General features: G+C 63.3%; 19 protein-coding genes. 13 read left to right on the top strand and 6 right to left on the bottom strand.

All coding sequences use genetic code 11. The features are described 5' to 3' along the window. Positions 1-19: 19 nt before the first annotated feature. Both LOY26_RS13275 and LOY26_RS13270 read left to right on the top strand, forming a co-directional pair. Positions 20-1,327 carry an MFS transporter gene (locus LOY26_RS13275; protein WP_033697970.1) on the top strand — a complete coding sequence of 436 codons (1,308 nt, stop codon included), beginning with the start codon at positions 20-22 and terminating at the stop codon, positions 1,325-1,327. Further along, positions 1,324-2,298, top strand: coding sequence for a D-glycerate dehydrogenase (locus tag LOY26_RS13270; protein ID WP_186665440.1), 975 nt, complete (start codon positions 1,324-1,326; stop codon positions 2,296-2,298). The genes LOY26_RS13275 and LOY26_RS13270 overlap by 4 nt, the downstream gene beginning before the upstream one ends. 18 nt (positions 2,299-2,316) lie before the next feature. Here the strand turns inward: LOY26_RS13270 and LOY26_RS13265 are convergent, their stop codons facing one another. Continuing rightward, the gene (locus tag LOY26_RS13265; protein ID WP_033697968.1) at positions 2,317-3,282 is read right to left on the bottom strand and encodes an endonuclease; all 966 of its coding nucleotides are present in this window, start codon (positions 3,280-3,282) and stop codon (positions 2,317-2,319) included. Positions 3,283-3,602: 320 nt separating this feature from the next. Here LOY26_RS13265 and codB point away from each other — a divergent pair, with 320 nt between their 5' ends. From codB to LOY26_RS13240, 5 genes are all read left to right on the top strand, one after another. Beyond that, a complete protein-coding gene (gene codB / locus LOY26_RS13260; RefSeq protein ID WP_186665432.1) occupies positions 3,603-4,868 on the top strand; it encodes a cytosine permease in 1,266 nt (421 codons plus the stop codon). Next, positions 4,865-6,082, top strand: coding sequence for a PucR family transcriptional regulator (locus tag LOY26_RS13255; RefSeq protein WP_186653467.1), 1,218 nt, complete (start codon positions 4,865-4,867; stop codon positions 6,080-6,082). Before codB ends, LOY26_RS13255 begins: the two co-directional genes overlap by 4 nt. 4 nt (positions 6,083-6,086) lie before the next feature. After that, on the top strand, positions 6,087-7,328 hold the full coding sequence (gene codA / locus LOY26_RS13250) for a cytosine deaminase (protein WP_186665430.1): 1,242 nt from the start codon (positions 6,087-6,089) through the stop codon (positions 7,326-7,328). A 246-nt stretch (positions 7,329-7,574) separates the two neighbouring features. After that, positions 7,575-8,567: a DNA-binding protein gene (locus tag LOY26_RS13245; protein ID WP_258714880.1), complete on the top strand. Its 993-nt coding sequence runs from the start codon at positions 7,575-7,577 to the stop codon at positions 8,565-8,567. A 66-nt stretch (positions 8,568-8,633) separates the two neighbouring features. Then, positions 8,634-8,804 carry a DUF6021 family protein gene (locus tag LOY26_RS13240; RefSeq protein ID WP_167334456.1) on the top strand — a complete coding sequence of 57 codons (171 nt, stop codon included), beginning with the start codon at positions 8,634-8,636 and terminating at the stop codon, positions 8,802-8,804. A gap of 37 nt (positions 8,805-8,841) precedes the next feature. Here LOY26_RS13240 and LOY26_RS13235 read toward each other — a convergent pair whose 3' ends face one another. Together LOY26_RS13235 and LOY26_RS13230 are read right to left on the bottom strand one after the other, a co-directional pair. Continuing rightward, entirely contained in the window at positions 8,842-9,093 is a 252-nt protein-coding gene (locus tag LOY26_RS13235) for a hypothetical protein (protein ID WP_186653441.1), read from the bottom strand. Positions 9,094-9,101: 8 nt separating this feature from the next. Continuing rightward, the gene (locus tag LOY26_RS13230) at positions 9,102-9,602 is read right to left on the bottom strand and encodes a DUF4142 domain-containing protein (RefSeq protein WP_033697962.1); all 501 of its coding nucleotides are present in this window, start codon (positions 9,600-9,602) and stop codon (positions 9,102-9,104) included. A gap of 169 nt (positions 9,603-9,771) precedes the next feature. On the opposite strand from LOY26_RS13230, the gene LOY26_RS13225 reads away from it, so the two are divergent. The 3 genes from LOY26_RS13225 to LOY26_RS13215 are packed head-to-tail and all read left to right on the top strand — an operon-like array spanning position 9,772 to position 12,417. Beyond that, positions 9,772-10,014, top strand: coding sequence for a hypothetical protein (locus LOY26_RS13225; RefSeq protein ID WP_033697960.1), 243 nt, complete (start codon positions 9,772-9,774; stop codon positions 10,012-10,014). Next, positions 10,011-10,805, top strand: coding sequence for an exodeoxyribonuclease III (gene xth / locus LOY26_RS13220; protein WP_186653439.1), 795 nt, complete (start codon positions 10,011-10,013; stop codon positions 10,803-10,805). Before LOY26_RS13225 ends, xth begins: the two co-directional genes overlap by 4 nt. 43 nt (positions 10,806-10,848) lie before the next feature. Next, on the top strand, positions 10,849-12,417 hold the full coding sequence (locus LOY26_RS13215) for a sensor domain-containing diguanylate cyclase (RefSeq protein ID WP_186665426.1): 1,569 nt from the start codon (positions 10,849-10,851) through the stop codon (positions 12,415-12,417). A 27-nt stretch (positions 12,418-12,444) separates the two neighbouring features. On the opposite strand, the gene LOY26_RS13210 is transcribed toward LOY26_RS13215, so the two are convergent. Further along, positions 12,445-12,951: a GNAT family N-acetyltransferase gene (locus LOY26_RS13210; RefSeq protein WP_186653433.1), complete on the bottom strand. Its 507-nt coding sequence runs from the start codon at positions 12,949-12,951 to the stop codon at positions 12,445-12,447. A gap of 34 nt (positions 12,952-12,985) precedes the next feature. After that, complete coding sequence (locus LOY26_RS13205; RefSeq protein ID WP_033697956.1) at positions 12,986-13,699, bottom strand: MgtC/SapB family protein; 714 nt, start codon at positions 13,697-13,699, stop codon at positions 12,986-12,988. A 414-nt stretch (positions 13,700-14,113) separates the two neighbouring features. On the opposite strand from LOY26_RS13205, the gene LOY26_RS13200 reads away from it, so the two are divergent. Then, the gene (locus LOY26_RS13200; protein WP_186665424.1) at positions 14,114-14,581 is read left to right on the top strand and encodes a sterol desaturase family protein; all 468 of its coding nucleotides are present in this window, start codon (positions 14,114-14,116) and stop codon (positions 14,579-14,581) included. Positions 14,582-14,583: 2 nt separating this feature from the next. Here LOY26_RS13200 and LOY26_RS13195 read toward each other — a convergent pair whose 3' ends face one another. After that, positions 14,584-15,483, bottom strand: a complete 900-nt coding sequence (locus LOY26_RS13195) for a bile acid:sodium symporter family protein (RefSeq protein ID WP_186665414.1) — start codon at positions 15,481-15,483, stop codon at positions 14,584-14,586. A 196-nt stretch (positions 15,484-15,679) separates the two neighbouring features. Here LOY26_RS13195 and LOY26_RS13190 point away from each other — a divergent pair, with 196 nt between their 5' ends. After that, on the top strand, positions 15,680-16,561 hold the full coding sequence (locus LOY26_RS13190; RefSeq protein WP_186653410.1) for a Dyp-type peroxidase: 882 nt from the start codon (positions 15,680-15,682) through the stop codon (positions 16,559-16,561). Positions 16,562-16,650: 89 nt separating this feature from the next. Then, the gene (locus tag LOY26_RS13185; protein ID WP_186665412.1) at positions 16,651-17,559 is read left to right on the top strand and encodes an aldo/keto reductase; all 909 of its coding nucleotides are present in this window, start codon (positions 16,651-16,653) and stop codon (positions 17,557-17,559) included. Positions 17,560-17,561 lie beyond the last annotated feature (2 nt).

The following is a 17,561-nucleotide window of genomic DNA, read 5'->3' as shown; positions in this document are numbered from 1 at the left end:
AAGCTCAGGAGCACACATCATGCAAACGACAAGTCTCGCGCGCCGCCGCTGGTGGTACATCATCCCGATCGTGTTCGTCACCTACAGCCTGGCGTACCTCGACCGCGCAAACTATGGGTTCGCCGCCGCTTCCGGCATGGCCGACGACCTGAAGATCACCCCGGTGCTGTCATCGCTGCTGGGGGCGCTGTTCTTCCTCGGTTACTTCTTCTTCCAGGTACCCGGCGCCATCTACGCCGAAAAACGCAGCGTGAAGAAGCTGATCTTCGTCAGCCTGATCCTCTGGGGTGGCCTGGCTACCCTGACGGGCATGATCAGCAATGTGTACATGCTGATCGGCATCCGCTTCCTGCTCGGAGTGGTGGAAGCCGCAGTAATGCCGGCGATGCTGGTGTACCTCTGCCACTGGTTCACCCGCGCCGAACGCTCGCGGGCCAACACCTTCCTGATGCTCGGCAACCCGGTGACCATCCTGTGGATGTCGGTGGTGTCGGGCTACCTCATCAAACACTACGACTGGCGTTGGATGTTCATCATCGAAGGCCTGCCGGCCGTGATCTGGGCGTTCTTCTGGTGGCGCCTGGTGGATGACCGCCCAGCCCAGGTCAACTGGTTGAGCGCGCAGGAAAAGGCCAGCCTGGAGCAAGCCCTGGCAGCGGAACAGCAGGGCATAAAGCCTGTGAAAAACTACCGCGAGGCGTTCCGTTCGCCGCAGGTGATCATCCTGTCGATGCAGTACTTCTGCTGGAGCATCGGGGTTTATGGCTTCGTGCTCTGGCTGCCCTCGATTCTGAAGCAAGCGGCGAACGTCGACATCGTGCAGGCGGGCTGGCTGTCGTCGGTGCCGTATCTGGCAGCGGTGTTGGCCATGGTCGGGGTGTCCTGGGCTTCGGACCGCTTGCAGAAGCGCAAGCGTTTCGTCTGGCCACCCTTGCTGATCGCGGCGCTGGCCTTCTATGGCTCGTATGCCTTGGGCAGCGAGCATTTCTGGTGGTCCTACGCACTGCTGGTGATCGCCGGGGCCTGCATGTACGCGCCCTATGGCCCGTTCTTCGCGATTGTCCCGGAAATCCTCCCCAGCAACGTTGCCGGTGGCGCCATGGCGCTGATCAACAGCATGGGCGCGCTGGGTTCCTTCGGCGGCTCTTGGCTGGTGGGTTACCTCAATGGCGCCACCGGCGGGCCGGGCGCCTCTTATCTGTTTATGTGCGGCGCGTTGCTGACCGCCGTCGCGCTCACGGCAGCGCTGAAAACAACCCAAACGCCTGGCCGTGCCAAACGGGGCGGCTCCCACCTGGCGATGAGCCAACAGGAAACCCTGGTATGAAAAAGCGAATCGTGCTGTACAAACGCCTGTCCGACGACCTCATGGCGCGCCTGCAACAACAGGTTGAAGTGACCTGGGTGGACACCACGCGGCCGGACGGCCTGGCCCGCCTGCGTGATGCCTTGCCCGGCGCTCAGGGGCTGCTGGGCGCGAGCCTGCGCCTGGACAGCAGCCTGCTCGACCTCGCCCCGCAATTGAAGGTGATCGCCAGTGTGTCGGTGGGGGTCGACAACTACGACATTGCCGACCTGACCCGACGTGGCATCATGCTGACCAACACCCCAGACGTACTCACCGAAACCACGGCCGACACTGGCTTTGCCCTGATCCTGGCCAGTGCGCGTCGGGTGGTGGAGCTGGCGGGCTGGGTGCGTGACGGCCAGTGGCAGGCCAGCCTCGGGCCGGCGCATTTTGGCAGCGACGTGCATGGCAAGACCTTAGGCATCGTCGGCATGGGGCGCATAGGCCAAGCGCTGGCGCGGCGCGGTGCGGCCGGCTTCGGGATGCGCGTGCTCTACCACAGCCCACGCCCCAAGCCAGAGGTGGAGGCGCTTTACGACGCGCGCCATTGCAGCCTGGACGATCTGTTGCAACACGCGGATTTCGTGTGCCTGACTGTACCGCTGAGTACCAGCACCGAGGGCCTGATCGGCACCCGCGAGTTGGCACTGATGAAGCCGCATGCGTTTCTGGTGAACATTGCACGGGGGCGGGTGGTGGACGAAGCCGCGCTGATCGCGGCCTTGCGTGAAAAGCGCATCCGTGGCGCGGGCCTGGACGTGTTCGTTCAGGAACCCTTGCCGAACGATTCGCCCCTGTTGCAACTGGACAACGTGGTGGCGACCCCGCATATCGGCTCGGCGACGCACGATACCCGCGAGGCCATGGCGCGCTGCGCCGTAGACAACCTGCTCAGCGCGCTGGCCGGTGAACGCCCGGCGAACCTGGTGAACGAAACGCCCAGGCGCTGACCCGACGGGGCGCGGCCGTTACCGGCAGTTACCAGCCTTGCGGTAGCCCGCAGCCTGCGCCTCGCCTTCGGAGCCGAACATCACCTGGTTCTTCGAGGCCACCTGGGCGTAACCCGGGCAACCATTGGCCAGGTGATAGACATGGCTGTTGCGGTTGCCGAGCACTGCGCCGGTCGCTGCGCTGCTGGCCAGGCTGGGCTTGGCCGCGTCCTTGGCGGGCTTGGCCGGCAGGGCTTGCACAACGCCGCTGCCAACGGGCTTGTAGTCGGCTGTCCATTTGCGCTCGCCGGTCACGAACGGGTTGGCATGCCCCATGATGGCGGCGATGCGCCGGTTGCGCTCCTGCTCCCAGGCCGAGACGGGGTGCTGCTTGTCCCAGGCCATCAGCAGTTGTTGCTGCTGGCGCGACATGCTCAGCTTGTAGCGGTCGAACATGTAGAACGTAGTGCGGGCAACCAGGCCTTTGACTTCGTCACGGGGTTCGGCAGCACGCTGCACGAAATCGACCTTGGTCGGGCACTGGCCATATTGGCCGGCGTTGCCGGCAACCATGCCGTAGTTGAAGTTGCTGCGGTCACCGTTGACCTCGCCCACGGCCGGGTACAGGTTGAACAGGTCGGCTTCCATGGCGCGGAAGACCGGGTCGTCATCGACACAATGCTCGCGACCGCCGTTCTTCCAGCACTGGCGCTGATTACCGAAGGTATAGGCGGGCACGATGTGTTCCCACTCGGTACGCTCGGCGCGGTTTTGCTGCTTGCGGGTCTCGTATCCGCAGGAGGCGGCGTCGATGCGCCCACCCGACTTGCCCACCCAGGTCCATTTGCAACCGCAATACAGGTCGCCCATGGCGCTGCTTGCCTGGTCCAGGTAGATCTTCTGTTTGGCGACGACCTTGGCTTCGGTGAAGGTCGAAGGCGGGTTGGCGAAGGCGGGGAGGTTGACGGCGAGAAGCAGGGATACGGCGTAGAGCAGTTTTTTCATGGGGGAAAGCAGATTTAAGAGACGGGCACGCATTGTAATCAAAAAAAGCCTAAGTAACTGATTTTACTGGGCTGTATGAGGCCGCCTGGGCAACGCCGCCGGGCTGGGTAAAAACTACCCAGTATTGTTCACCTTTGGTGCGTAGCTGCATCAAATCAAGGCATCAAGCACACACCCTGTTCGGATGCACCCTGCTTTAATAGGCACAGTGCACATCTTATGCTGTGCCGTTCGCCACCCATTTCGAGGGTTGCCACCTGCTGTGAAAGCGGCCCGCATATTGCTCTACCTGCTCCAACTACCACCCGGAGCCCCGTGCAATGAGCTCACCTACCGAATTCCCGCTTTGCGAAGCCCCGCGCGCTTCCCGCAAGGGCCTGTTGCCCATTGCCATGGTGCTGTTCAGCTTCACATTCTTCACCGGTACGATGTTCGCCGGTGGCAAGCTGGGCATGGCCTTCAACTTTGCCGACATGCTGTGGGTGGCCACGGTCGGCAACACGTTATTGGCTTTGTATGCCGCCACCTTGGCGTTCATCGCGTCACGCAGCGGGCTCAACACCGTGCTGATGGGCCGCTTCTGCTTTGGTGAGGCGGGCAGCCGGCTTTCGGATTTTCTGTTGGGTTTCGCTGAGCTCGGCTGGTATGCCTGGGGCACGGCCACCGTGGCAATCGTGCTGGTCAAGCTGTTGGGACTGGCAGGGGGCTTTGCCGTGCCCTTGATGGTGCTGTTCGGCTTGGGCTTCAGTATCACGGCCATCATCGGTTTTAAAGGCCTGGACTTGCTATCACGGGTTTCGGTGCCATTGATGTTCGCGCTGCTGCTGGTGTCGATGTACATCGCCACCCGCGATGCCGGTGGTTTTGCCGGCCTGGCCGCGGTGGTGCCGCACGAAACCATGACTTTCTCGGCGGCCGTGACCATGGTATTCGGCACCTTCGCCAGTGGCGCCACCCAGGCCACCAACTGGACGCGCCTGGCGCGCAGCGGGCGGGTGGCGGTGGTGGCCAGCATCGTTGCGTTTCTGCTGGGCAATGGCCTGATGGTGGTGGCCGGGGCCTGGTGCGCGATGGTGTATCAGCAGGCCGACATCGTCGAGGTGATGATGCTGCAAGGCCTGTCATTCGCGGCCGTGGTGATGTTGTGCCTGAACCTGTGGACGATTCAGGGCCCGACCCTCTACAACGTATCGGCAGCGGCCTGCCACCTGCTGCGCAGCGAGCGCCGGCGCACCGCGACACTGGTCGCGGCCGGGGTGGGGATCATGCTGGCCATCGGCGGCATGTACGAAATGCTGATCCCGTTCCTGGTGCTGCTGGGGTCGGTGATTCCGCCGGTGGGCGGTGTAATCATGGCCGACTTCTGGTACCGCCACCGCGGCCGGTACCCGGCACTGGGCGCCACGGGCCTGCCGCGTTACAACCGGGTGGGGCTTTTTGCTTATGCCGTAGGTGCGGTATTGGCGTATGCCTCGCCCTGGGTCGCGCCGCTGGTGGGCATCGCTGCTTCGGCGCTGTGTTACATCCTCATGCATGAACTGAGCGGGCGGCGCCGGGTGGTAGGCGAGGCGGGTGTCGAGCCGTGAGTCTGGCACTGGATGAAATTCTGCACCTGCCCGGCTTGGAGGAGATGACCGTGCGTGCTGGCGCGCGCAACCTGCAGCGGCGGGTGCGCTGGCCTTATGTAGCCGAGAACGAAGGCATCGCCGAGTGGGTGATGGGCGGCGAGCTGGTGTTCGTTACGGGCATCAACCACCCCCGTGGCGAGGCCAACCTGCTGAGCCTGGTGGAGGACGGCGAGGCCGTGGGCATCGCGGGCCTGGTTATCCTTACCGGTGGTACGTACATCCAGGGTATCCCGGCCAACGTGCTCACGCGCGCCGAACAACTGGGCTTGCCGTTGATCGAGCAGCCCTATGCGCTGAAGATGGTGGTGGTCACCCACCTGATCGGGACGGCGCTGGTACAGATGGCCCAGGTGCGGCGTTCGCGCAACGATATCCTGGGCCAGCTGTTGACCGGTGACTATCCAAGCCTGGCGATCGCCCGGCAGCGTGCAGCCCACCTGGCACTGGCGCTTGACGAGCCGCGGCGCCTGCTGGCGCTGCGCTTGTCGGGCGTCGATGGCTTGTTCGAGCGCCATGGGCTGGCCCAGGGCGAGCGGGTGTGGCAAGGCGTTCGCCAGGCCCTGGAAGACCAGTTGGAAGCGTGGTGCCGTGGCAGGCCGGGCACCGTGACCGCGCACTTGCCGGGTGACCTGTTCGTGCTGTTGCTGCCGGACGCTGCCGGCCTGCCAGCCACGCTGGCCGCGCTGCACCGGCAATTGGTCGCTGTGGCCGGGGAGTTGGGCCTGTACATGGGCCTGTCGAGCCGTGCCGAGGAGTGTGCCCACTACCGCCATGCACTCAACGAGGCGCGTCAGGCCTTGGAGGTGGCGCAAAACCTGCGCCCGGCCAACGGCTTTTGCGACTTCAGCGAACTGGGTGTACTGCGCCTGCTGCAAGGTATCGTCGATCGCTCGTTGATCGACGATTTCGTCGCCCAGACACTTGGGCCGTTGATCGCGCCGGGCCGCAAGCATCCCAATACCCTGGTGCATACCCTCGACGCCCTGCTCAAGGAGAATGGCAATGGGCTGAAGGCCGCCCAGCGCTTGGGGCTGCACCGTAATACCATCAACCAACGCATTCAACGCATCGAACAACTGAGTGGCCAGTCCCTGGACGATCCGCTTTTTCGTATGAACGCTTCGGTGGCCATGCTGGTTTGGCGCATGACCGAAGCTCAAGGCAAGGAGTAACGCCATGAACATCATCAACGCACGCCTGCGGGGCAAGGCTGGCTTGTTTCGCATCGAACTGAACGGCGACCGCATCGCCAGCATCCAGCCCCAGAGCGGTACGGTGGCACCAGGGGCCAGCGATGACCTGGATGCCGGGCAGAACCTGGTGGTAGCCCCCTTCGTCGAGCCGCACATCCACCTCGACGCCACCCTCACTGCCGGCCAGCCGAAGTGGAACATGAGTGGCACCTTGTTCGAAGGCATCGAGCGCTGGGCCGAACGCAAGGAAATCACCACCCACGAAGACATCAAGACCCGCGCCACCAAGACCATCGGCATGCTGGTCGACCACGGCATTCAGCACGTACGCACCCATGTCGATGTCACCGACCCCAATCTCACTGCGCTCAAGGCCATGGTCGAAGTGCGTGAAGAGGTGCGCCACCTGGTCGACCTGCAAATCGTCGCCTTCCCCCAGGAGGGTATCGAGTCGTACGCCAACGGCCGGGCACTGATGACCGAAGCAGTCGCCATCGGCGCCGATGTGGTCGGCGGTATTCCGCATTTCGAGAACACCCGCGACCAGGGCGTGTCGTCGGTCAAATTCCTGATGGACCTGGCCGAGCGCACCGGCTGCCTGGTGGATGTGCACTGCGACGAAACCGACGACCCGCAGTCGCGCTTCCTCGAAGTGCTGGCCGAGGAGGCCCGCGTGCGGGGCATGGGCGCCCGGGTCACGGCCAGCCACACTGTGGCGATGGGCTCTTACGACAACGCCTACTGCTACAAGCTGTTCCGTTTGCTCAAGATGTCGGGCATCAACTTTGTGTCGTGCCCGACCGAGAGCATTCACCTGCAAGGGCGCTTCGACAGCTACCCCAAGCGCCGCGGGGTAACGCGCGTGGCGGAAATCGACCGGGCGGGCATGAACGTGTGTTTTGGCCAGGACTCCATCGTTGACCCGTGGTACCCGCTGGGCAATGGCAACATCCTGCGCATCCTCGAGGCCGGGCTGCACATCTGCCACATGCTCGGCTATGAAGACCTGCAGCGCTGCCTGGACCTGATCACCGACAACAGTGCACGTACGCTCAACCTGGGGGATCGCTATGGCATCGAGGTCGGGCGGCCAGCGAACTTGCTGTTGCTGTCGGCGCCGGATGATTACGAGATGGTCCGCAGCCAAGGGTACGCGCTGGTGTCGGTGCGCAATGGCAAGGTGCTGATGCGGCGTACGCCTTCGCAGGTCGAACGCTTGGCCTGACCCCGCTACAGGCTTCAATCGAACGCCCCGCAGGCTTTGGCCTGGCGGGGCGTTTTGCATTCTGCGTGACGCTACTCGACGACTGCCGTGCGCGTTTCCCACTCGAAATTGTCATTTCTAGCGCCTCACATGCGATAAGCCGTGATTATTCCATGTGATTTAGTACTTGAAATACCCTCGCAGCGCAGTCAAAATTAGTACGTAATTACATGTTACGTACCATGGTACAAAATCGTAGGAGCAAGCATGGCCCGGGGCGGTATCAACAAGGTGGTAGTGCAGCAGGCGCGTCAGGCTCTGATCGCCCGTGGCGAGAACCCCAGCATTGATGCAGTACGCATCGAGCTGGGGAATACGGGCTCGAAAAGCACCATTCACCGCTACCTGAAAGAGCTCAACGAGCAGCAGGCCGTGGCTAAGGCAGGGCCCGTAGGGTTGAGCGAGACGCTTGGGCGCTTTGTCGGGCAGTTGGCCAGCCAACTGCAGGAAGAAGCGGACGCGCGCATCGAAGAGGCCGAAGCTGTTTTCACCCAGCAGCGCGAGCAGCTTGAAGGGCAGTTGCAACTGGCCCAGCAGGCCCTGGCTGCGGGCCACCAGCAACAGCAGATACAGGCCGCCGCACTGGCTGCCGAGTCGGAAAAACTGCTTTCGACCCAGAGCACTTTGCAGGCCGAACAACTGCGCAGCGCCAGCCTCAACCAGGCATTGGGCGAGTTGCAGGTGCGCCTGGGCGACAAGGAAGAGCAGGTGCGCTCACTGGAAGACAAGCATCGCCACGCCCGCGATGCGCTGGAGCATTACCGCAGCGCTAGCCGTGAGCAGCGCGAGCAGGAACAACGCCGCCACGAGGCGCAGCTGCAGCAACTGCAAGTAGAAATACGCCAACTGCAGCAGGGCATGATCATCAAGCAGGATGAACTGACCAGACTGCACCGCGATAACGAGCGCTTGTTGGGCGAACACCGGCAGGCCAGCAGCGACCGTAAGGCGCGTGACGAACTGCTGGAGCAGCGTGACGCGCAGATCCAGGGCTTGCGCACGATCCTGGCCCAGGCCCAAGGCGCCAGTGAGGAGATGCGCCGGCAACTGGACGTGCAAACGCAGTTGCTTGACGCCAAGCGCGAGCTGCACGCCGAACAGGGGCGCCAGGTGCAGCATCTGGAGGCTGAGCTACTGGAGCGCGATGAGGCGCTGAAGGCCTGCCACACGCAATTGAGCGAATACACCCAAGCCAAATAGCCTTAGATAAATCAAACTTCCTCGGGCGGGTGCTTTCTTCCGTAGACCTTCACAGGAGACAGTGCCATGCATACGCCAGGACCAAAGCAAACCCCGGAGAAGGGGCCTCACTCGTCCGATCACGCGGATAAAAAGGAAGACTTGGGTTTTGACCCCGACTCGCCAGACCTGGAAGACCCCCAGGTAGACCCGCAAGGCCCGGCCATCGCGCCCCGGGACGTCGAGAAAGACCAGTGAGCTACGGGGCCGCCGAGCGGCCCCGCATTCACCGTGGTTAGCCTTGCGATTGCTTGGCGGCTTCCACGCCCGAAGCGGACAGCTTGATCGGGTAGTGCAGGCTGACCTGGTGGTTGCCATCGACAGCGACGCTGCCGTCGTGAATCAATCCGTCGTCCTGAAGCGTCTTGAGCATGCCGGCTACCACTTTTTCACCCCGGTAGTTGTCCAGCACTTCCTTGCCCAGCCCCTCAGGGTGGGCGTGCAGCAGACGGGTCAACACTTCAGCGCGCAATGCATCATTAGTCATGTCTGGCCTCACTTGCCGTGTTTGGCCTGAAGCGCCTTGGCATGCTCCAGGTGCTGTTCGAGTTTAGGCAGTGTGTCGCTGGCGAATGCCTTCAGCTCAGCCTTGTCGGACGATGCGGCTTCTTTCTTGAACAGTTCGACGGCCTTTTCATGGGCGTCGACCTGGTTGTTGATGTAGGACTTGTCGAAGGATTCTTCACGCCATTCCAGGATCATCTTCTTGACCTTGTCGGTCAGTGCCGCCTCATCGGGCACCGAAATGTCCAGCTTGCGGGCAATGTCGCCGAGTTTCTGGTTGGCCTGGGTATGGTCGGTGACCATCTGCTGGGCGAACGCTTTGATGTCGGCATTCTGGCTTTTCTCCTTGGCCAGGTTGCCCGTTACCACTTCGGCGATGCCCGCTTCGGTCGCCGCGTCGACGAAATCATCGGAACTCGCTGCCATTGCATGCACCGACGCCAGGCCCAGCGCCATGGATAGCCCCACGCGCTTGATGAACAGACTGCTCATGCTTCACTCCTTAACCGTTGGCGCGACTTCAGTGTCGCGTACGGTTGAGCATGCGCAGGCGCTAAAGGTTTAAAGTTTTTCCCGACTGGCGCTCACCTCGCCAGCAAGGTTGAACGTTGAGCGAGGGCAGGGCTCACACATTCAAAGCAGGCAGCGAGGAGCCACGCACATGAGCATTGACCGCAGCATCCCCGAGCTTGAGGCCTGGTACGCCCAGTATGACGATGTCAGTTACCGGCGCGAGTCGCCGGACGCCTACCATCATGAGCTGGTGCGCACGGCCGAAGCCCTGCGCGACGATGGCGCCATCGACTGGGATGACTGGCTGCAACTCAAGGCGATGGCCGACCAGGCGCACATCAACGCGCTCGCAGATGCGGTGCGGGCGCATGTGGAAGACCCGGACGCATGAAAGCGCTGAAGATCGCCACCTTCAATATCAACGGTATTCGCAGTCGGCTACCGGCTTTGATTGCCTGGCTGGAGCGAGAAAAGCCTGACATCGCCTGCCTGCAGGAGCTGAAAGCGCCCGATCAGCAGTTCCCCCGCGACGCGCTCGAAGCCGTGGGGTACGGCTGTTTGTATCAGGGGCAACCTTCGTGGAACGGCGTTGCGATTCTCGCCCGTGGCAGCGAGCCGCTGGAGGTGCGGCGCGGCCTCCCAGGCATGGAGGCGGATGAGCAGAGCCGCTACCTGGAGGCCGCCGTGCAAGGGCTGGTCATCGGCTGCCTGTACCTGCCCAACGGCAACCCGCAACCCGGGCCAAAGTTCGACTACAAGCTGCGCTGGTTCGAATGCCTGATCGAACATGCAGCCCGCTTGCGCGCGAGTGAGCACCCGGTGTTGCTGGCGGGCGATTTCAACGTCGTGCCCACCGATTTCGACATCTATAACCCGCGCTCCTGGCTCAAGGACGCGCTGCTGCAGCCTGAGTCCCGAGCCTGCTACCAGCGCTTGCTAAGCCAGGGCTGGACCGATGCGCTACGCCATTTGCACCCGGACGAGCGGGTCTATACCTTCTGGGACTACTTCCGTAACCACTGGCAGCGTAATGCCGGGTTGCGTATCGACCATCTGCTGCTCAACCCGGAACTTGCGCCTTACCTCAAGGCCGCCGGGGTAGATGCCTGGGTGCGCAACGAACCCAAGGCCAGCGACCATGCCCCGGTGTGGATCGAACTGGCTTCACGCAAGCGGCGCTGAACTATAGTCATAAGCGGCGAACGCGGGATCGCAAGGGAATAGAATGTGCGCAGCCAGGCAACAGGATGATGAAGGGCACCTCGCGGTAACCAGCGAGGGCCGCGCCGTGGGGCTGTTCCGCCTGGTCCTGACGTTCATGGTGGTGGTGATGTTGGCTTTCGTGGTGGTGGAGGGCTGGCGCATCTGGCGCGACTACCGCCATGCCTTCAGCAACGCCGAGAACATGGTGACCAACCTGGCCCGCGCCACGGCCCAACATGCCGAAGACGCCATACGCCAGGTGGATGTGGTGACCGCATCCTTGGCCGAACGCCTGGAAGGTGACGGCTTCGAGCATATGGACCGCCCGCGGCTGCATGCCTTGCTGGCCCAGCAGAAGGCGCTGATGCCGCAGTTGCATGGGTTGTTCGTGTATGGCCCCGATGGCAACTGGCTGGTCACCGACCAGGCGGCCATACCGCCCAATGCCAACAATGCCGACCGCGACTATTTCGTTTATCACCGCACCCATGCCGGCCATCAGGTACGCATCGGCTCGGTGGTGCGCAGCCGCTCCACGGGCGACCTGATCATCCCCATCTCCCGGCGCCTGGAGTATGGCGATGGGCGTTTTGCCGGGGTATTGCTGGGCACCATCAAAGTGGACTGGTTCGTGCGCTACTACGGCGATTTCAAGATCGACGAGCGTGGCGCGCTGGTACTGGCCAAGCGCGACGGCACCATTCTGGTTCGGCGGCCGTTCGTGTCCAGAATGGTGGGGCGGACACTGGCCAACAGCGAGATCTTTCGCAACCACTTGCCCTATGCCAACGAAGGGCTGGCCGAGGCGGTGGCGGTAGTGGATGGCACGCCACGGCTGTATGCCTACCGTGCCTTGTCGAGTTACCCGCTGGTAGTTGAAGCCGGGCTTTCCCGGGAGTCCATCGTGGCACCGTGGCGGCACGATGCGATCAAGTCGGTGGCTGCCTTGCTGCTGTTGTTGGTGGGGTTGGCGGCGTTTGGCGGGGTGGTCTTGCGCCAGCTGCGCGAGCGCATTGTCATCGAGCGCGCGCTGCACCAGGCGCACCAGACTTTGCGCTCACTGGCGCTGACCGACAGCCTGACCGGGCTTGGCAATCGTCGGCGGCTGGATGCGGTGCTCGCACCGGAGCTACGGCGGGCCCGCCGGCAGGGGCACTCGGTGGCGCTGGTGATGCTCGACCTGGACTACTTCAAGGCTTACAACGACCGTTATGGGCACCTTGCCGGGGATGAGTGTCTGCAGCGTTTCGCCGAGCTGTTGCAACAGGCATTGAGGCGTCCGGCGGACTTGGCGGTGCGCTACGGCGGCGAGGAGTTCACGCTGCTGATGCCCGACACTGATGGGCCGGGCGCCGAATTGGTCGTTCAGGCGCTGCAACAGCTGCTGCGCCGGCATGTGATCGAGCATGGCGGCAGCCCACTGGGGCGTGTGTCGTTCAGCGCTGGGATTGCGATCGGCGACCTGGCCCGCGACACGATCACCGCCGAACGCCTGATGGCGGCGGCGGACGGGGCGTTGTATCAGGCCAAGCGGCAGGGCCGGGACCGTTACTGCCTGGCGGATAGCGTGGCGGCAGGTGTAGACCCCTGAACTGTCATGACAGCAAGGGTGCGCAGCTCAGTCGATACGCAGGCGCATCGCGCAGCGGCCCTTGAGCCCGTGGGCAGCTTCGCTGGCCAGAATCTGCCGCAGCCGCGCGCACAGCGGGCCTTCGTCAAGGGTTTCGAAGCCATAGCGTCTGTAGAACGGCGCATTCCAGGGCACGTCGGCAAAGGTGGTCAAGGTCAGTTCCCGGGCGCCTGATGCGCGGGCCACCGTGACCAACTGATCGAGCAGCTTGCGCCCGATACCTTGCCCTTGCGCGTCACGGCGCACGGAGATCTCATGAATGTGCAATGCCTGTTGCTCATACCCTGCGCACGCAAAACCCAGAATTTGCCCGGTGTCAGCCTCGGCCAGCCAGCTTGCACCGGCATCGACGCAGGCCTGATGGGTGGTGATATCCAGCACATCACCTGCAGCCAGCCAGGCCAGCGCCGGCAGGCTGGCGAAAGCCTGAGCGGCTGATCGCTCGACCTCGGCGAGCCTGGGGATGTCACGGGTAAGGGTAGGGCGTATAAGCACAAGTCGGTCCTGCAAGCCGTCGGGTGGGTGCGCGTCAGTCTGCCGCCGCCACCTGCGGCTGCAGCTGCCAGCGCACCGAGCTTACACCCTTTTCCAGGCTTACCCGGCTGACCAGCCGCTCCAGTTGCGCCGGCGCCTGCGGGTTGCCAAGCAGCTCGGCGCGTACTTCAAGACGCGCCGGGTTGGGCAGGTCCTCACTGTGCAGCGACTGCAGGCGCAGCTCAGGGTCGCCCAGGCTGTGCAGCATCAGGCTGCGCACCTGGATTTCGTCCTCGGCGCGGCACACCACGCGCACCTCGAAGCGTTGTTCCACTTCAGTGGCCGGCACGATGTCCTGGCGGTCCAGGCGCTGGGCGATATCACGCAGCAGGATGTTGGCGCACAACACCGCCAGGCTGCCCAGGGTGGCCTCCAGCAGCAGGCCAAGGCTGCACAGTACGCCAACGGCGGCCGTGCACCAGAGGGTGGCGGCGGTGTTCAGGCCGCGCACGTTGAAGCCGTCGCGCATGATCACGCCGCCGCCCAGAAAGCCGATGCCCGACACCACATAGGCAGCAACGCGCGAGGCATCGTTGGCGGCCATGCCCGGCACTGCCTGGGTCATCAGCACGAACAGACAGGCACCGGTACTGACCAGTGCATTGGTGCGCAGGCCGGTCAGGCGTTGACGCAGTTGACGCTCGGCGCCGATGAGTGCGCCCAGCAGCAGGGCGACGCTGACGCGCAGCAGAAAGACTTTCCAATCCATAGCAAACCTCTTCCACGGGCACAGGCCCGCATGAACGCCATCACGTGTTGGCGTGGTTGAATAACCAGAAAATGCGCAGGGCCACAAAGGGTAGGGAAAGAGGAAGGCTTCAGCCAGGAAGGCTGGAGAAAACCACCATCACACCATGACGGCGAGACAGTGGCAGGACACTGCCGGACTAGCTCGCCAAGTGGGCCTGTCGCAAGCGACTGGGGCTACTGTCCAATGCAGGACTCCTGTTCAGGGATGCGAAATTGCGTCGCGGACCTTACGCCGCGAGGTAGACGAGGTCAAGGGCAAAAACATGACAACGGCTTCATCCAGAAAGTGCCTACAGCCCGTCACGGCTTCATGGAAAAAAAAGCCGGCAGTCGTTACCCTTGCGCCTTCCCTTGATACTGCCCGGGCCCTTACATGCTGTTCAATCTCGCCGTGCTGTTCGGCACACTGGTGGCCATGGAGGGCGTTGGCACGCTGGCTCACAAGTACATCATGCATGGCTGTGGCTGGTGGCTGCATCGCTCGCACCACGAGCCGCACCTGGGCATGCTCGAGACCAACGACCTCTACCTGGTGGCGCTCGGGCTGATCGCCGCCGGGCTGGTGGCGCTGGGCAAAGGCGGGTATGCACCGCTGCAATGGGTGGGCGGGGGAGTGGCAGGGTACGGCGTGCTGTATGTGCTGGCCCACGATGGCGTGTTCCATCGCCACTGGCCGCAGAAACCGCGGCCGGTCAATCGCTACCTCAAGCGGCTGCATCGCGCCCATCGTCTGCACCATGCGATCAAGGGCCGCAAGGGCACTGTGTCGTTCGGCTTCTTCTACGCCCCCCCGCTCAAGGTGCTGAAGCGCCAATTGCACAGCCGTCGCGACCGGCCCTGAGCTCAGTTGACCGGCTCGCCTTTGGCCTCTGCCGTGGTTGCGCCGTGCCCACGGCTTACCCACCAGCCAAAGCCGGCTGCGGTAAAGAACATGATCAGGCTGTAAAGCGCCGCCGGCACCGCCATCGTCGGGTTGTTCAGCAGCGAAGGGCTCAACGCCAAGGCGATCGCCAGGGTGCCGTTGTGGATGCCGATTTCCATGCCGATGGCGATGGCCTGGCGCTTGGGAATGTTCAGCAGCCGCGGCACCCAGTAGCCCACCGACAGGCTCAGCAGGTTGAACAGCAGGGCAGCCAGGCCGACTACTGGGGCATACGCCAGCACGGTCTGCCAATCCTTGGCCAAGGCCAGCACGATGGTGAAGGCCAGAAACAGCGCCGCCACCAGCTTCATCGGCTTTTCCATGCGTGCAGCGAAGCCCGGTGCAAAACGGCGGATCAACATGCCCAACGCCACCGGCAGCAGCACAATCGCGAACACCTGCATAACCTTGGCGAACTGCAAGGGGATGGCCTGGTCCGACGCCATGAACCAGCCCAGTGACAGGTTCACCAGCAGCGGCATGGTAAGGATCGCGATCAACGAGTTGACCGCCGTCAGGGTGATGTTCAACGCCACATCACCGTGGGCCAGATGGCTGAACAGGTTGGCCGTGGTGCCGCCCGGCGAGGCGGCCAGCAGCATCAGCCCCACCGCCAGGGCAGACTCCAGGCCAAAGCCGTTGGCGATCAGGAAGCACACCAGTGGCAACAACAGAATCTGGCAGGCCAGGCCAACTACGACCGGCTTGGGGTATTTCACCACCCTGGCAAAATCGGCCAGGGTCAGTGACAGCCCAAGGCCGAGCATGATGATGCCCAATGCCAAGGGCAGGAAGGCGGTAAGCAGGGGCGAGGCAGTCATGGAGGGCTCTCGGATCAAGGCGTCGTACGAAGGATTCCGAGAAGTGTAGGCCGCGCTGTATTGATAGCTAATTGCAAAGCGCCATCTCTTGGTAACCTTTTGTTACCGAACTGGTCGCCTGCAGCGTCTGCATGCCGCGTTGCGAAGGGCGTGCCGGCGCAGTAGCATGCGCGCTTTTATCAAGGATTAGCCTGTCATGCCGTTTCAGCAAGGTCTGCTTGCCACGCCGGTGCCGGCCCATGCCCGCCACCTGTTCTTCACGCTGCACTCCCCCGAAGCGTTGCCCGCTGCACTCGACGCCTTGCTGCCGCAGGTCGATGGCGAACAGCTGATCCTTGGCGTCGGCGCACCCTTGGCCAAGGCCTTGGGCCGTGAAGTCCCGGGCTTGCGTGCCTTCCCGCTGCTGGATGCTGCGGTCGAGAACCCAAGTACCCAGCACGCCCTGTGGCTGTGGCTGCGGGGTAACGAGCGGGGTGACTTGTTGCTGCGCGCCCAGGCCCTGGAGCAAGCGCTGGCACCGGCACTGCACCTGGCTGACAGCATCGACGGCTTCCTTCACCGGGGCGGGCACGACCTGACCGGCTATGAAGACGGCACCGAAAACCCGGTGGACGAAGAGGCTGTGCAAGCGGCCATCGTCGACGCTGGCCAGCCAGGCCTCAGGGGTTCCAGCTTTGCCGCGTTCCAGCTGTGGAAGCATGACCTGACGTACTTCAAGTCGCTGCCCCAGGCAGACCAGGACAACATCATCGGCCGCCGCCTGGCCGACAACGAAGAACTCGACGACGCCCCGGCATCCGCACACGTCAAGCGTACCGCCCAGGAAAGCTTCGAACCTGAAGCGTTCATGGTCCGTCGTTCGGTCGCCTGGGCCGACGCGCGAGGCGCAGGCCTTGCCTTCGTTGCCCTGGGCCACAGTTTCGATGCCTTCGAAGTGCAACTGCGGCGCATGAGCGGCCTGGAAGACGGCATCATCGATGGCCTCTACCGTTTCAGTCGGCCACTGACCGGCGGCTACTACTGGTGCCCACCCCTGGGTGATACCGGCCTGGACCTGCGCCTGCTGTTGCAGGCCTGATCGCTAAACATCCAGATACAGAATCACTCGCCGGCGCAGGGTAGAGCGGCTAGCCTTGAAAGTTTCCGATTCATGACGGGAGCTTTTCCATGTACGCACGTCGTGATGTCCTGCGCGCCAGCGCAGCTTTGGGGCTGCTGGCCGCAAGCCCCTGGTTGCACGCTGCCGCACCCAGCGGGCTACTGACCCGCAAGATCCCGTCCACCGGTGAAGCCCTGCCGGTAATCGGTGCCGGTACCTCTGGCAGTTTCGAGGTCGAAGCCGGCACTGCCGAATACCAACAGCTGGCCACGGTGCTCAAGGCCTTCTTCCAGGGTGGCGGCAGGGTCATCGACACCTCGCCCAACTATGGCGGCGCCGACAGTATCCTTGGCCAATTACTGGAAGAAGGCGGTTGGCGCCGGCAGTGCTTCCTTGCCACCAAGATCGCCGCTGACAGCCTCGCCGATGCGCAAGCGCAGTGGGCCGGCAGTCTTCGCAGCCTGCGCACCGACAAGGTCGAACTGCTGCAGATCCACAACCTGCGCGATTGGCAGACCCAGCTGCCCTATGCCCGTGAACTCAAGCAGCAGGGCAAGACCCGCTACGTCGGCATCACCCACTACCTGAACAGCGGCCAGGATGAAGTCGCCAGGATCGTGCGCAGCGAGCCCTTGGATTTCATCCAGATCAACTATTCGGTCAATGCGCCACATGCCGCGCGCGAACTGCTGCCGCTGTGCCAGGACAAGGGCGTTGCGGTGCTGATCAACCGGGCGTTCGACGATGGCCGGCTGTTCGCCAAGGTCAAGGGCCAGCCCTTGCCTGGCTGGGCTGCAGAGGCAGGCATCGGCAGTTGGGCGCAGCTGTTTCTCAAGTTCGCCATCAGCCACCCGGCAGTAACTACGGTCATACCCGCCACCAGCCGCCCGGATCGCCAGCTCGATCAGCTCAAGGCCGGCCACACACCGCTGCTCAGCCAGGCGCAGCAACAGGCGCTGATAGAGCAGTTTGCCTGACG

The sequence above is a fragment of the Pseudomonas sp. B21-047 genome, from assembly GCF_024748775.1.
In the GTDB taxonomy this organism is placed as follows: domain Bacteria; phylum Pseudomonadota; class Gammaproteobacteria; order Pseudomonadales; family Pseudomonadaceae; genus Aquipseudomonas; species Aquipseudomonas capeferrum.
The sequence above is the reverse complement of the archived record's forward strand: the minus strand, read 5'-3'. Positions and strand labels throughout refer to the sequence as shown.